Below are 13,196 nucleotides of genomic sequence, written 5' to 3' on the forward strand. Positions count from 1 at the left end.
GCACAAATCACTAAGTTCCGTATTATTTTCATCAGAACATTCCTAATTTGAACTAATGATATACAGATGAGTGAATTTTTACTGTTGAGTGATGTCCATTGGCTGAACTTTGCTCATTTGTTGGCTTCATGATGAACCCGTAAGCCTCTCCCTGACGTGCTGCAATTTGCAGTCTTTCTCTCTCCAAATCGTTCAATTCGGGTAGCCATCCCAGCACTACGCTGTAATTTCCTGTCTGTAATGCTTTCTCCATCGCATCTACTGTCGACATCGCCGTAATCTGATTCACCTGAACCATTTTATCGACGGGTAAACCCGATTGAGACAGCCATACACGACTCAGTTTTTGTTGTGGCGTAAGCCATAACAACCAGCGGGACTGTGTGCCGAGATGTTGAAGCAGAGGCAATAATAACTGGGCAAAAGCAGGTTGGCTCGCACTATAGACGAACTCTGTGATCAGACCATTATTCAGGGATGCAGACATATTTACCTGTGAATGACTTACCGGCAAAGCAAGCTGACTAAAATGATGATTTGCATGTTGTTGAGTTCGCATAATGATATACCCCAGTGAGTTACTGTATGAATGTACAGTACTCTGGCGGCGAACAAAGATCAACCCAATTTTTTCCAAGATATCTCGCAAATTTCGAAGGTAACAGGCTGCAAATGCATTTTGTATTTGGCGGGATGCGTCACATTGCGTATTTTGATTTTAGCTGTTTAGCTAACCCATAAATGGGGTGTATGGAATTAATGTGAAAAGGATAACGCAATGATAAGTCAGTCAAAAAAACGTATTCTTCAGTGTATGGAACTCTTCGCCTCATTAGGCAATATTCGCGCCCGTTCCCAGTTTGGAGGGTACAGTTTATCGGCCAATCGCGTGATGTTTGCCCTGGTGTCAGATGGTGAGCTGTATCTGCGTGCGAGCCATGAAACCGAACAGTATTTTTGTGAGCAGGGCATGGAAAGGCTGATTTATCGTAAACGAGGGATGGCCGTCCTACTCCGTTATTTTAAGGTGAGCAAAACCCAGTGGGAGAAACCCAGAACATTGCGTCAGATGGCAATCCTTTCTCTGCGAGGAATGCAACGTGATATCGACAGACGAAAAAATAACGAAGCCGGGCGGCTCAAAGACTTACCTAATCTGACGCTGGCATTGGAAAGAATGCTGTGGGAAGTGGGTATCGAAAATTCAGATGATCTCCGCCTGCAAGGGGCATGCGTAACGTATGAAAAGCTCTGCGCAGTCAAAAAGGATCTGAGTATTAATATATTGATGGCCCTTGAGGGCGCAATTCTGGGCTTTCATGAAGCGGCTCTGCCAATGGCATCCCGTGAGTTGTTAACTCAGTGGTATAACCATCAGCAAGAGCAGCTGGAGCGGCAACGACAAAATACACACAACGTCGCAGCAAGTTGATTCGCATAGGGTATGCGTATCAGAGATGACTTTGTCCGGGCAGAATTTTGTTGTTCAGGCTGGTGAGCTCAGGCAAATGAGCCACCAGCAAACCAATCTGCTGAAGTACAAGTTGTTCTTTACTGTCGGATTCTGTCGTTCGTAACTGGATCCGCGCAGTCAGATGATTAAGCGCACGCTGTATCCGGTCTGTTTCTGTAGGCATATGATTGAGAGCACCATCCACACAACACGCTGCATCATCAAGCAGGCGAAGTGTTTCAGTATCTTCAAGTTTCTCTCGGTGCGCACCGAGCGCTGAAATGTAACTCAGCATGGTGTGATTGAGGCATAACAGTCTGAATGCGGCTTCGAGCGTAGCAGGATCGTTATTTTTCTCGGAACTCATGTTGGAGACCACGGAAGCCAGTTCTGCATCGCAGTTGTGCGCATCGCGGCGTGCCAGTCGGTAATCCAGGCTGTTATCTTTGCCCTGATGATATTGCACCAAAATAGCATCCAGATAGCGGCAGTTAGCTTCAAAGGTTTTGCTGACCACCTTGTCAATCTGGCGGAATTTCCAGTCAGGCCAGATATAGGTCACTGCCGCCCACGCAATCCCACAGCCAATCACCGTATCGATAATACGCGGTATGGCCACTTCGAAGCCTTCGCCCAGCAAATTGAAACACAACAATACCAACAGGGTGATAAACATGGTGGCCTGCGCATATTGCACGGTACGAAATGCGAAGAATAACAGTCCACTGATGACAATCAGGATCATCTGACCGTCAATGGAAGGGACGAAATACAGGATCGGAATACCCAGTGCGATACCCGCCAGTGTGCCGATAATTCTCAGCGCCAACCGGCGACGTGTGGCGCTGTAGTTGGGCTGACAGACAAACAGGCTGGTCAGCAAAATCCAGTATCCGTGATTCATTCCGCTTACCTGAATAAACACATACCCGACAAAGAGGACGACAGACATGCGGATGGCGTGGCGAAAAAGCACCGACTGCGGTGTAAAATGCCGCGAAATACGCAGCCAGATATCATCCAACCCGGTTAACCGGTCTTCGGCAAATGGACTCTTACCTGACTGGTTCTCTGGTTCCGACTGCTCGGATTCGATGTTTGCCAGCTGTGCATCAATCGCATGCAGGTTGCGTAAAAGATGACGCAATGCCTGTAACATTTCCCGATGCTCGCCCTGCGTTTCCAGGCGTTTGAGTGCTTCTTCGAGCCGCACAAAGGCGCGTTCGAACTGGCTGTTATGCGAGTAGGGCTGCCGATAAAGAATGCATTGTGAAAGCTGTAAGCAGGCGCGTGCCTGCATACTCATCAGGCGTTGGAATCTAAACAGGATATCGCTGTGGTGGAACTGTTCGCTGAGTTTCAGGTATTTCACATGGGAAGAACTGGCTCGTTCGTGAATATCCTGCACGACAAAATAGTAATGCAGCGTGCGGCGCGTGCCTTTCTGCCCCCGGTCACCTTTCAGGCGGGTTTGCAGTGTATTTTTCGTTTGATTTAGCGTGGCAACCAGTTGTCCGTTGGCCATTGCCAGTTCCACCAACTGCTGATTATTGTCTTCCTGATCGGGATCGAACAAAGTCGCTTTGGCTTCCAGATAGGCTGCCAGTTGAGTGAAACAGCGTGAAATCTGATCCTGAAGCGGGCGGATAGGATAGATAAGATGCCCTGCAAGAGTCAGCAAGTTATACCAGATGGCACCTGCCAGCAGGAGCAGCGGCTGCTGATACCAGATATGATACATACTGGTGCCAAGCATTGTGTAAATCGCGATAAGTAACGCGCCAAACGCGATAGTGGCATAGCGCTGGCCGAGCGCGCCTAAAAGGATGAATCCACAGGTCGAAAGCATCAGACCGGGCGCAAATAACCAGGGATGGGGAAAGAGCAACTCTATTGAAGCCGAGGCAATAAAAAAACACACCAGCGTGATCAGCAAATTGCGCAGACGTCCAGCCAGCCGGTCGTCGAGGTCGGCCAGCGCGGCGGCAACCACGCCCAGCGTCAGAGGTATGGTCAGCGTAATCTGACCTAACCACCATGGCACCGCTGCGGCACCCGCCAAAGCAATGAAAATCCTGATGTGATAAAGAACATTGCTGTTATAGGCGTAACGCCTTAAACCTGGTGCAATAGAGAGCACGAAAACCCCACGATATACAAAAAGTTACGGTCATGAATAAGCGGTTTTATTTAGCGAATACGGCCATTTTCGCGAAGGCGGGCGGCATTGGCCTCACGCATCTGCTTAGCCAGTTCGACAGAAACCACGCGGCGGCCGACAGGCCAGAGTGCAATCGTGGCGATTTTAAAATTGGCGATGCCAACAGGAATGCCGATAATACTGATACATTGAGCGATCCCTGCGACGATGTGAGAAATACATAACCACCAGCCAAAGAAAATCAGCCAGAAAATATTCAACAGGGTGCCGCCGCCCGAAAGCAGAGCATTGCGTCTCTCAGGATATAAATCATCGACATGAACCGCTTCATTACCAAATGGCAGTAATGACAGGCGGGTGATCTCCCAGCAGGATCGGGTCAGCGGCAGAGTGAAAATCAACACAATACTGACCAGCGTGGCGAACAGCCAGGCGAGTGTGGTGAAAAAACCACCCAAAACAAAGTTAAGTATATTGAGCACAGTGCGCATGTTGGGATCTTCCCGAAGTTATTAAAAATGTTAAAAGATTTCATGTTCACTAAATGGAAACACCTGCTTTATTCTACCTTGTTTTGTGGAGCGGATCGCCTCTGCTGTTCAAAGGAGGACTCCTAAATACGCTTTACTCATCCGAACATGTAAAATAACGCATACTATTTTTCCGTCAGGAATAAAAAGAAAATACGGTGTGATGATATGGAATTGAAATCGACTTCTTTCGGGAAACATCTGGCACAGCACCCCTACAACCGGGTACGCATGCTGAACGCGGGCGTTGAAGTCAGCGGAGACAAACATCACTACCTGATCCCTTTCAATCAGTTGATCCAAATCCGCTGCAAACGCGGCATTGTTTGGGGTGAGCTGGAGTTCGAACTGCCGGACGAAAAAGTCGTGCGACTGCACGGCACGGAATGGCAGGAAACGCAGCGTTTTTATCAGCATTTGCTCAAGGTCTGGCAGAGCTGGAGCGTTGAAATGAGCGATGTCAGTGCCGGGGTTTTGCACGGGCAGGTCCAAAAAATAGAGCACATTGAACAGCAGGATAAATGGTTTAAACGTGTTGACCTTGCGGATGTGCAAAAAGGCATCGCCGAGGCTTTTACCGCTATACCGGTCCCGGTTGAGCGTCTGAATGATTTTGATAACTGCCGCGACGATTATCAGACCTGCCTGCGCTGGCTCGAACAGGGTAAACGCAGCGTAGAGCGGCGCAATCTGGCCTGGACTGAACGGGTAATTGCTGATAATCGTGACTTCTTTGACACCGTTGAAGTTTCCCCGCTTAACGACAGTCAGTGCCGCGCCGTGGTCAATGGTGAGGATGCGGTTCTGGTACTGGCGGGAGCAGGCAGCGGTAAAACCTCGGTGCTGGTGGCGCGCGCGGGCTGGTTGCTGCGCCGCCAGGAAGCGCACCCGGAGCAAATTCTCCTACTGGCGTTTGGCCGTCAGGCCGCTGACGAAATGAACACCCGCATTAAAGAGCGTCTGCACACCGAGGGTATCAAAGCTAAAACGTTCCATGCGCTGGCGTTACAGATTATTCAGGAAGGTAGCAAGAAAGCACCGAAGATAAGCAAACTTGAAACCGACGCTAAAGCTCGCCGCAGCCTGCTTATCAAAACCTGGCAACAACAGTGCGCCGAGAAAAAGGTGCAGGCAAGCGGCTGGCGTCAGTGGATGACTGAAGAGCTGGAATGGACGGTGCCGGAAGGCGATTACTGGAAAAATAAAGCGCTGGCCGAACGTCTGGGCAGCCGTCTTGAACGCTGGCTGAGCCTGATGCGCATGCACGGCGGCAGTCAGGCGGAAATGATTGAAGCCGCGCCGGAAGAGGTGAAAGAGCTTTTCCAGAAACGCATCCGCCTGATGGCCCCGTTCCTGAAAGCGTGGAAAACCGCGCTGAAAGAAGAGGGCGCCGTCGATTTTTCCGGGCTTATCCATCAGGCCGTTAACATTCTGGATAAAGGCCGTTTTGTCAGCCCATGGAAACACATTCTGGTGGATGAATTTCAGGATATTTCGCCGCAGCGCGCGCAGTTGCTTTCCGCGCTGCGTAAGCTCAACAAGCACACCAGCCTGTTTGCCGTGGGCGATGACTGGCAGGCGATTTACCGTTTCAGCGGCGCTGAACTTTCACTGACTACCGCGTTTGCAGAGAACTTCGGCGAAGGCGCGCAGTGTGCGCTCGATACAACTTACCGCTTTAACGATCGCATCGGTGAAATCGCCAATAAGTTCGTCCAGCAGAATCCTTATCAGCTGAAAAAACCGCTTAACAGCCTGACGAAGGGCAACAAGAAAAACGTCGTGATCCTTCCTGAGGATCAAATGGAAAAACTGCTGGATAAGCTCAGTGGTTATGTCACGGCAGATGAGCGAATTGTTGTGCTGGCTCGCTATCACCATCTTCGCCCGCAAATTCTGGAGAAAGCAGCTACGCGCTGGCCGAAACTTAACCTGGAATTTATGACCATTCACGCCAGTAAAGGTCAGCAGGCTGAATACGTGATTATCGTCGGGCTGCATGAAGGTAATGATGGATTTCCCGCGCCGGCGCGTGAATCAGTGCTGGAACAGGCGTTACTACCGGAGCCGGAGAATTTCATGGATGCGGAAGAGCGGCGCTTGTTGTACGTGGCAATGACCCGTGCAAAGCATCAGGTCTGGCTAATGCAGGATAAAGCGCGTCCGTCGGTGTTTATCGGGCAGTTGGAAGATATCGGCGTGCCGGTGCAGCGAAAACCATAACTGAAAGGCCCGGAGTGTTAAATTGGCCGGGCCTTCGTTGAATCATTCTTTTAAGCGTGCCCACAAATAGCGCTGATAGTCAGGGATAGTGATTTCAACCTCAGACTGGAACAACGGCGACTGGATCAGAAAATCAGCGGTAGAGAGATTGGTGGCGACAGGGATATTCCACACCGTTGCCAGACGCAGCAGCGCTTTGACATCCGGATCGTGCGGAACCGCATTGAGCGGATCCCACAGAAAAATCAGCATATCAATTTTGCCTTCCGCGATCAGCGCACCGACCTGCTGATCGCCGCCCATCGGGCCACTCAGCATACTTTTGACATTAATCCCGGTGTTTCGCTGAACCAGATTTCCCGTCGTGCCGGTGGCATAAAGGACATGCTTCGAAAGCTCAGCGACGTTTTTATCCACCCATTTCATCAGAGTATTTTTGCAATGGTCGTGCGCGACCAGAGCAATATGCTTTTGTTTGGCGATCGTGCGGGTTGTGAATTCCATCAAATTCCCTTCAACGCGAAAGTAAGAGTGGATCACAGAATACTGAAACTGGGTTTTACTGCATAGCGCGGGGGCAATAATTTGGCGTTAAGAAAGAGAATGCGTGATGTAGATTAAGTTACGACGCTTGTTCCTGTTTCACCGGGAGTTTAAACCAGAGCAAAAACTGTTCGATACCTGTATTGGCGGCGAGACGTGTCCACAGCGGATGAAGATAGGTTATCTCAATCTGCGAAGGCGTTTCGTGAGTCATTACCGTTTTTCTTTCAGCGTTATTTTTGGCAAACGACGGCACGGCTGCGCGCGCGCCGGACAGATTATAGGTCATCATGAGTTTTTCAGCGTCTGCGACATGTTCGGGATTAAACATATTCAGCACATCGCGCTGAGTTTTTATCTGACGCCCTTGTTCATTCACCAGCTGATAATTCATCGCGTGGCTGAACTGTACGGTTTCTTTTTCGCTGTTTAATGAAGGCAGAGAAAAGGAAACAGAGCGGTTACCTTGCGCATTGAAGGTGACGATAAACGCCGGAGAATGGTAAAGCAGGGGAGTTTGCAGTGCAGCAGAATGGACACTCTTACTGACCTGAAACAAGATCTGATGCTGACCGCCGTCGAGTTCGAGGCTTTCCGCACCTTTGAGAATGGCTCCTGACATCAGTTTGCCGTCGATCACCAGAACATCCACGTCCGGTGAAAGTTTTAGGGAGGTCGCCGAAGCTGACGCCATCAGGCTGAGACTCGCTAATGCGACCAGCGCATGACAGACTTTCATTCTTCTCTCCTCAAACACAACCTTCTTCATCTTCTATTATTCAGTAACGCTGAGAGTGTGTCAAAGTTTTACAAAATGTTTTAAATTCGCACGCTGACGATTTACGTTAGGCGCCCCTTTTATGGGCGGCACACTGTCGGAATCTTGATGCTGAGTTACACTTAGCTCAGACAGGTCAAAGGAGATAATCCCGTGCAAGACAATGAGATCCGCGACATTCTTCAGAATGTGAAAACCATCGCACTGGTTGGTGCCAGTGACAATCCGGGGCGTCCAAGTTACGGCGTCATGGCGTATTTACTCTCGCAGGGCTATGAGGTCACGCCGGTCAGCCCTAAACTCGCCGGTCAGGAGTTGTTTGGCCAGAAAGTCGTCGGCACACTGGCGGAAATCCCGCATCCGGTAGATATGGTCGATGTGTTCCGAAATGCCGATGCCGCTTACGGTGTGGCGCAGGAAGCGATCGCGATTAAAGCGAAAGTCTTGTGGCTGCAAATTGGCGTGATTAACGAGCAGGCGGCCGTGCTGGCAAAAGAGGCCGGGTTGAGAGTGGTGATGGATCGCTGCCCGAAAATCGAAATCCCACGTTTGGGCATTGAACAATAGTTCAATAGTTTTAACGAACAATGTTTAATGAAAGCAAAGTTTTGCTGGCGGTTAACGGCGAAAATCGAGATAAAAAAACCGGCTGTAATGGCCGGTTTTTCAACGTGTACTGCGGACCATCAGTTACGCAGGCGTGGCGCCTGAAGCTGGCTGCGAACCGAAGCGGCTAAATCATCCAGAGATGTTTGCTCTGGGTGCGCCCGCGCTGCCTCGTGGTCGATCTGGATTTCAGCCAGATAGGTATGCACTGGCTGACCTTCGTCATCTTCCATTACCACGTGATACCAGGGTGCGGCTCGCAGAGAGTCGTCGGTCGCGAGTTCAGCGACATCAGATTTTTCCAGCGAATACTCCGCGTCGACATCGATTACCACGCCTAAATAGCCCAACATTCTGTGGCGGACCTGCTGGCCGATACCAAATTTACTGGCAATCATAGTCATCTCCTGAAAGTAGTGTCTTATCTTCTATATGGAGATAAAACGCGCTGTTTCAAGTTTCGACCACTTAATCCGCTAAACATTCGCCTGTGTGCGGCTAAAACAGCACACCGTGATCAATCAGTTTGTCACCAGACAGGCGAAACCTTTCAGATATAAACCTTCCGGATATGCGCCCGTGACCGGATGGTCGGCGGCCTGACGGAACTGTTCGACGAACTGAATTTCGCGATGGGCGTCCAGTGCGGCGTCGGCCAGAATTTTCTGGAACAGATCGGTTGGCAATAAGCCGGAACAGGAGAAGCTCAGCAGGATACCGCCGGGACGCATGAGTTGCAGCGCCAGCATATTGATATCTTTGTAACCACGGCAAGCACTTGCCAGCTGGTTCTTGTTCTCCACAAACTTCGGCGGATCCATCACAATCATGTCGAACTGTCTGCCTTCGGTGCGATATTTACGCAGCAGCTGGAACACGTCTTCGCGTACAAACTCGGCTTTGGACAGATCCAATTTATTCAGCTCTACGTTCTGACGTGCCACATCCAGTGCCGCCTGAGAGGTATCAACGTTAGTAACTTTGGTACAACCGCCCATCAGCGCCGAAACGGCAAATGCGCCGGTATAGGAGAAACAGTTCAATACGTCACGGCCCGCCGCATAGTTGCGTGCGGCAAGACGGCTGTCGCGCTGGTCGAGATAGAAACCGGTTTTATGACCTTCTTTGATATCCACCAGCAGGCTCATGCCGTGTTCCTGAATCGGCAGCAGGGCAGGCGGCTCATCGCCCAGCACATGCCCCTGCACCATTTCCAGACCTTCTTTCTTACGCACGGCCACGTCGGAACGATCCCAAATTGCGCATTCCGGGTAGCAGTGTTGCAGGGCAGCAATCAGCGGCGCGCGCTGATATTCCGCTCCGGCAGACAGCAACTGAAGGACCAGGAAGTTCTGGAAGCGGTCGATGGTGATACCCGGCAGACCGTCGGATTCACCGGCAATCAGGCGGTAACCGTCCAGTCCGTCGCGTTTGGCGATATAATTACGCCAGCTTTGCGCCTGCTTCAAACGGCGGATAAAGAAGTCGATGTCGATCTCTTCTTCCTGGCTGAAAGTCCAGACGCGGGCGCGAATTTGAGATGACGGTGAATAGGCACCGCGGGCGAGCCATTTGCCCTGACTGTCTACAATATCAATAGTGTCGCCGGAATTGGCTTTGCCATCGACGCGCTGAACAGCGCCGGAAAACACCCACGGATGGCGGCGCAGAAGAGATTTTTCACGGCCTTTGGCCAGAATTAAACGTGCAGTCATAGAATTAGGTTCTGTCGGTTCGGAGACAAAAAAGAGCGACATTGTCCGGTCATGCAGGTGAAATTGCAACGAACCATACCGCTAACGGAGAGATTATTATGGCAACAGTCAGTATAGCCGCCTGGGTACATGGCATGGTGCAGGGCGTCGGTTTTCGCTTTTCCACGCAACATCAGGCCACCGCATTAGGGCTCACCGGTTACGCTAAAAACCTGGAAGACGGCAGCGTTGAAGTGGTGATGTGCGGCGAGCAGGAAAAAGTGGATCAACTGTTAGCCTGGCTGAAACAGGGCGGGCCTAAACATGCGCGGGTGGATCGCGTACTCAGTGAGCCGACTGCACCCGGCAATTACACTGATTTCAAAATCAGATACTGAGTCAAAGTGCTACAGGCATTTCACCGGTTTCGGCAGCCCCGCAATTTTCGTGGCCTGTTTAGCCGGTCCCTTGGGGAACAGCCGGAACAGATAGCGGCTGTTACCTTTCTCTTCGCCATATTTTTGTGCCATGGCCTTCACCAGCATGCGTACGGCGGGTGAGGTGTTAAATTCCAGATAAAACTCACGCACAAACCGCACCACTTCCCAGTGCGCTTCGGTCAGCTCGATGCCTTCTTGTTCCGCCAGCAGCGGCGCCATGCCTTCCTGCCAGTCGTTACTGTTTTTCAGGTAACCCTGAGCGTCGGTTTCAATAACCTGACCGTCAAACTCCAGCATATAACCTCAAACCTGTAAAAATGCAGCGGCCAGTCTAGCAAAAAGCCGTGCCTGACAAAATAAAAAGCCCCGCGGTAAGCGGGGCTGCAATTTACTTCGGCCTTAATTGGCAGATGACTACACCTGATAAAACGTCATCAGTTACGCGATGACAGGCCCAGAATGCTCAGCAGGCTGACGAACACGTTGTACAGCGAAACATACAGGCTGACGGTGGCCCGAATATAATTGGTTTCGCCGCCGTGAATGATATTACTGGTTTCCCACAAAATTGCCCCCGCCGAGAACAGAATGAACAGGCAGCTAATCGCCAGAGAAAGCGCCGGGATTTGCAGGAACAGGTTCGCGACCACCGCGACCAGCAGCACGACAAAGCCAGCCATCATCATGCCTGACAGGAACGACATGTCTTTACGCGTGGTCAACACGTAGGCAGAACAACAGAAGAACACCAGCGCAGTCCCGCCGAGCGCCAGCATAATAATGTCACCCGCACCGGCGGCCAGAAGAGAGCTCAGCAACGGCCCCAGCGTGTAACCCATAAAACCGGTCAGCGCGAAGGCAGAAAGAATACCGGCCGGACTGTTTGCCGTACGATAAGTCAGGAACATCAAACCGTAAAAACCGACAATCGTCAGCAGGAAGCCAGGGGATGGCAAACGCAGAACAGTACTCGCCGTTGCAGTTATGGCCGAAACGCCAAGGGTCAGGGCCAGCAGGAAATACGTATTACGCAATACCCGGTGTGTGCTTAACAACGAGCCTGCGCGCGATGACGAAGAGGCAACGTAACGATCCATAATAAAATTCTCACTCTTATAAGAGGGTGGAAGTCGGTGAAAATACAATCAGACTGAAGTGTAAGTAGTTGCACAGCGTCATTAAAGTCGTTTTACCCTTCTTTACCTCGCCGAACGTGGCAGGGCGGGGTTTCCTGACGCCAAAATCGCCGTAATGATGCTTAAATCGTCATTTGTGATTTGAATGCCTGTTTTTCAGGCAATTGAACGGAATCAGGCTTTACAAGAGGATCGGCACTGTTTATAGTTCGCTTCGTTGCGGAGGGGTGGCCGAGCGGCTGAAGGCACCGGTCTTGAAAACCGGCGATGGGAAACCATTCGAGAGTTCGAATCTCTCCTCCTCCGCCATAAACAACACAAGAAAGCTGCTAAGCAATTAGCGGCTTTTTTTGTGCCTGTGATTTGGGTGAGTTTAAACGTGTGTGGCTTAAATGCTCATAAAATCAACAAACTAGACTGAAAATAATGTTTGCATCTTTTTACCGGTCTTGTATACTACGCCCCGTACTGAACGACTGACGTCGCGAAGTGCTTGTTGTTTACGGAGGGGTGGCCGAGCGGCTGAAGGCACCGGTCTTGAAAACCGGCGATGGGAAACCATTCGAGAGTTCGAATCTCTCCTCCTCCGCCATAAACAACGCATTAAAGCTGCTAAGTAATTAGCGGCTTTTTTTGTGCCTTAAATTCCCTCATTCCCTCATTCCCTCATTCCCTCATTCCCTCGTTCTGAAATCTCTTACTTACTGAAAAGTCGCTTCTTTCTGGCCATACTGACGTGGCGAACTGCCTAACGTCCGTTTAAATGCCGTGCTGAAAGCGCTTTCTGATTCATAGCCGAGCGCCAGCGCCACGGCAGAAACCGGCTCTTTACCCTGAGTCAGTCGGTCTGCGGCAAGCAACATGCGCCAGCGGGTGAGGTATTCCAGCGGTGTGCTGCCGACAGCCTGTTTAAATCTCAGTGAGAATACTGAACGTGACATCCCCGCGCATTCTGCCAGCAACTGAACGGTCCAGCGGTGGGCCGGATTTTCATGCATCGCATTCAGCGCCCTGGATAACTGTTTATCCGCCAGCGCCTTAAACCATCCGCTTTCCACGCCGGGCAGCTGACTGCTAATGTGCATCCGCAGCGCCTGCACCAGCATCACGTGTGCCATATGCTGAGCGATAAGCGAGCCGCCCGGTTGCGGGTCGTGCTGTTCCTGAATCATCCGGTCAACCGCCCAGCGCAAAATGTCTTTGTCGGATTCTTTCGAGATATGCACAACCGGCGGCAACATCGCCAGAAGAGCCGGGGCATTGCTGCCGCTGACGTAAAAACGGCTGCCGGTGAGATAGAAATCCTCGCCGCCGTTATAAGTCACGGTGCCACTTTCGCGCGTCTGGGTAAAAATTGGCGTGGCATCCGTCGGCGGAAGCGAGAGATCGCTGGCGAGGCGAAAAGGTCTGCCGCTGGGTAAAACAAAACAGTCGCCAGCCTGTAAATGCACCGCGCCTGGAACTGAATTCACCGAAAGCCAGCACTCGCCGCGCATAATCGCATTACATTTTATCGACGGGTAGTGTTCGGGGAATTGTATCGACCATTCGCCTCCCGCTTTAAAACCCGCTGACATCGTGCTGCGGGGTTTTAGCAGCGATAACACATCGGAAAGAGGATCCATCGTTAAC

The 13,196-nt window shown here is 51.1% G+C and carries 14 protein-coding genes and 2 tRNA genes; 6 read left to right on the forward strand and 10 right to left on the reverse strand.

Translation table 11 applies throughout. The annotated features are described in order from the left end of the window. Nucleotides 1-52: 52 nt before the first annotated feature. Nucleotides 53-559, reverse strand: a complete 507-nt coding sequence (sulA, locus tag GE278_07805) for a cell division inhibitor SulA (protein QLK60674.1) — start codon at nt 557-559, stop codon at nt 53-55. 219 nt (nt 560-778) lie between these two features. Here sulA and GE278_07810 point away from each other — a divergent pair, with 219 nt between their 5' ends. After that, nucleotides 779-1,432, forward strand: coding sequence for a competence protein (locus GE278_07810; protein ID QLK60675.1), 654 nt, complete (start codon nt 779-781; stop codon nt 1,430-1,432). Nucleotides 1,433-1,451: 19 nt separating this feature from the next. On the opposite strand, the gene yccS is transcribed toward GE278_07810, so the two are convergent. Beyond that, the gene (yccS, locus tag GE278_07815; GenBank protein ID QLK60676.1) at nt 1,452-3,593 is read right to left on the reverse strand and encodes a TIGR01666 family membrane protein; all 2,142 of its coding nucleotides are present in this window, start codon (nt 3,591-3,593) and stop codon (nt 1,452-1,454) included. Between the two features lie 50 nt (nt 3,594-3,643). Further along, entirely contained in the window at nt 3,644-4,105 is a 462-nt protein-coding gene (locus tag GE278_07820) for a YccF domain-containing protein (protein QLK60677.1), read from the reverse strand. Nucleotides 4,106-4,312: 207 nt separating this feature from the next. On the opposite strand from GE278_07820, the gene helD reads away from it, so the two are divergent. Then, nucleotides 4,313-6,367 (forward strand): DNA helicase IV, encoded by a 2,055-nt coding sequence (helD, locus tag GE278_07825; protein ID QLK60678.1) that lies wholly within the window; start codon nt 4,313-4,315, stop codon nt 6,365-6,367. Between the two features lie 42 nt (nt 6,368-6,409). On the opposite strand, the gene mgsA is transcribed toward helD, so the two are convergent. Together mgsA and GE278_07835 are read right to left on the reverse strand one after the other, a co-directional pair. Further along, nucleotides 6,410-6,871, reverse strand: coding sequence for a methylglyoxal synthase (gene mgsA / locus GE278_07830; protein ID QLK60679.1), 462 nt, complete (start codon nt 6,869-6,871; stop codon nt 6,410-6,412). 118 nt (nt 6,872-6,989) lie between these two features. Beyond that, nucleotides 6,990-7,649 carry a DUF2057 domain-containing protein gene (locus GE278_07835; GenBank protein QLK60680.1) on the reverse strand — a complete coding sequence of 220 codons (660 nt, stop codon included), beginning with the start codon at nt 7,647-7,649 and terminating at the stop codon, nt 6,990-6,992. Between the two features lie 192 nt (nt 7,650-7,841). On the opposite strand from GE278_07835, the gene GE278_07840 reads away from it, so the two are divergent. Next, entirely contained in the window at nt 7,842-8,255 is a 414-nt protein-coding gene (locus GE278_07840; protein ID QLK60681.1) for a CoA-binding protein, read from the forward strand. Between the two features lie 119 nt (nt 8,256-8,374). Here the strand turns inward: GE278_07840 and hspQ are convergent, their stop codons facing one another. Beyond that, complete coding sequence (gene hspQ / locus GE278_07845) at nt 8,375-8,692, reverse strand: heat shock protein HspQ (protein ID QLK60682.1); 318 nt, start codon at nt 8,690-8,692, stop codon at nt 8,375-8,377. A 123-nt stretch (nt 8,693-8,815) separates the two neighbouring features. After that, nucleotides 8,816-10,009: a 23S rRNA (cytosine(1962)-C(5))-methyltransferase RlmI gene (gene rlmI, locus GE278_07850; protein ID QLK60683.1), complete on the reverse strand. Its 1,194-nt coding sequence runs from the start codon at nt 10,007-10,009 to the stop codon at nt 8,816-8,818. Nucleotides 10,010-10,107: 98 nt separating this feature from the next. Between rlmI and GE278_07855 the strand changes: the two genes are divergently transcribed. After that, nucleotides 10,108-10,386 carry an acylphosphatase gene (locus GE278_07855; GenBank protein QLK60684.1) on the forward strand — a complete coding sequence of 93 codons (279 nt, stop codon included), beginning with the start codon at nt 10,108-10,110 and terminating at the stop codon, nt 10,384-10,386. 9 nt (nt 10,387-10,395) lie between these two features. Here the strand turns inward: GE278_07855 and tusE are convergent, their stop codons facing one another. Beyond that, a complete protein-coding gene (gene tusE / locus GE278_07860; GenBank protein ID QLK60685.1) occupies nt 10,396-10,725 on the reverse strand; it encodes a sulfurtransferase TusE in 330 nt (109 codons plus the stop codon). Between the two features lie 137 nt (nt 10,726-10,862). After that, nucleotides 10,863-11,525, reverse strand: coding sequence for an FtsH protease modulator YccA (gene yccA / locus GE278_07865; GenBank protein ID QLK60686.1), 663 nt, complete (start codon nt 11,523-11,525; stop codon nt 10,863-10,865). 260 nt (nt 11,526-11,785) lie between these two features. Here yccA and GE278_07870 point away from each other — a divergent pair. Together GE278_07870 and GE278_07875 are read left to right on the forward strand one after the other, a co-directional pair. After that, a tRNA-Ser gene (locus tag GE278_07870) sits at nt 11,786-11,873 on the forward strand. Nucleotides 11,874-12,068: 195 nt separating this feature from the next. After that, nucleotides 12,069-12,156: transfer RNA gene (locus GE278_07875), tRNA-Ser, on the forward strand. 109 nt (nt 12,157-12,265) lie between these two features. Here GE278_07875 and GE278_07880 read toward each other — a convergent pair. Further along, nucleotides 12,266-13,189 (reverse strand): AraC family transcriptional regulator, encoded by a 924-nt coding sequence (locus GE278_07880; protein ID QLK60687.1) that lies wholly within the window; start codon nt 13,187-13,189, stop codon nt 12,266-12,268. Between the last annotated feature and the right edge of the window lie 7 nt (nt 13,190-13,196).

This window comes from Enterobacteriaceae bacterium Kacie_13, assembly GCA_013457415.1.
Taxonomy (GTDB): domain Bacteria; phylum Pseudomonadota; class Gammaproteobacteria; order Enterobacterales; family Enterobacteriaceae; genus Rahnella.

Excerpts from the sequence above, each read along its gene's own strand:
- GE278_07835 (QLK60680.1), bottom strand. The coding sequence starts at position 7,649 with ATGAAAGTCTGTCATGCGCTGGTCGCATTAGCGAGTCTCAGCCTGATG.
- rlmI (QLK60683.1), bottom strand. The coding sequence starts at position 10,009 with ATGACTGCACGTTTAATTCTGGCCAAAGGCCGTGAAAAATCTCTTCTG.
- mgsA (QLK60679.1), bottom strand. The coding sequence starts at position 6,871 with ATGGAATTCACAACCCGCACGATCGCCAAACAAAAGCATATTGCTCTG.
- GE278_07880 (QLK60687.1), bottom strand. The coding sequence starts at position 13,189 with ATGGATCCTCTTTCCGATGTGTTATCGCTGCTAAAACCCCGCAGCACG.
- GE278_07810 (QLK60675.1), top strand. The coding sequence starts at position 779 with ATGATAAGTCAGTCAAAAAAACGTATTCTTCAGTGTATGGAACTCTTC.
- helD (QLK60678.1), top strand. The coding sequence starts at position 4,313 with ATGGAATTGAAATCGACTTCTTTCGGGAAACATCTGGCACAGCACCCC.
- hspQ (QLK60682.1), bottom strand. The coding sequence starts at position 8,692 with ATGATTGCCAGTAAATTTGGTATCGGCCAGCAGGTCCGCCACAGAATG.
- tusE (QLK60685.1), bottom strand. The coding sequence starts at position 10,725 with ATGCTGGAGTTTGACGGTCAGGTTATTGAAACCGACGCTCAGGGTTAC.
- yccA (QLK60686.1), bottom strand. The coding sequence starts at position 11,525 with ATGGATCGTTACGTTGCCTCTTCGTCATCGCGCGCAGGCTCGTTGTTA.
- sulA (QLK60674.1), bottom strand. The coding sequence starts at position 559 with ATGCGAACTCAACAACATGCAAATCATCATTTTAGTCAGCTTGCTTTG.
- GE278_07820 (QLK60677.1), bottom strand. The coding sequence starts at position 4,105 with ATGCGCACTGTGCTCAATATACTTAACTTTGTTTTGGGTGGTTTTTTC.
- GE278_07855 (QLK60684.1), top strand. The coding sequence starts at position 10,108 with ATGGCAACAGTCAGTATAGCCGCCTGGGTACATGGCATGGTGCAGGGC.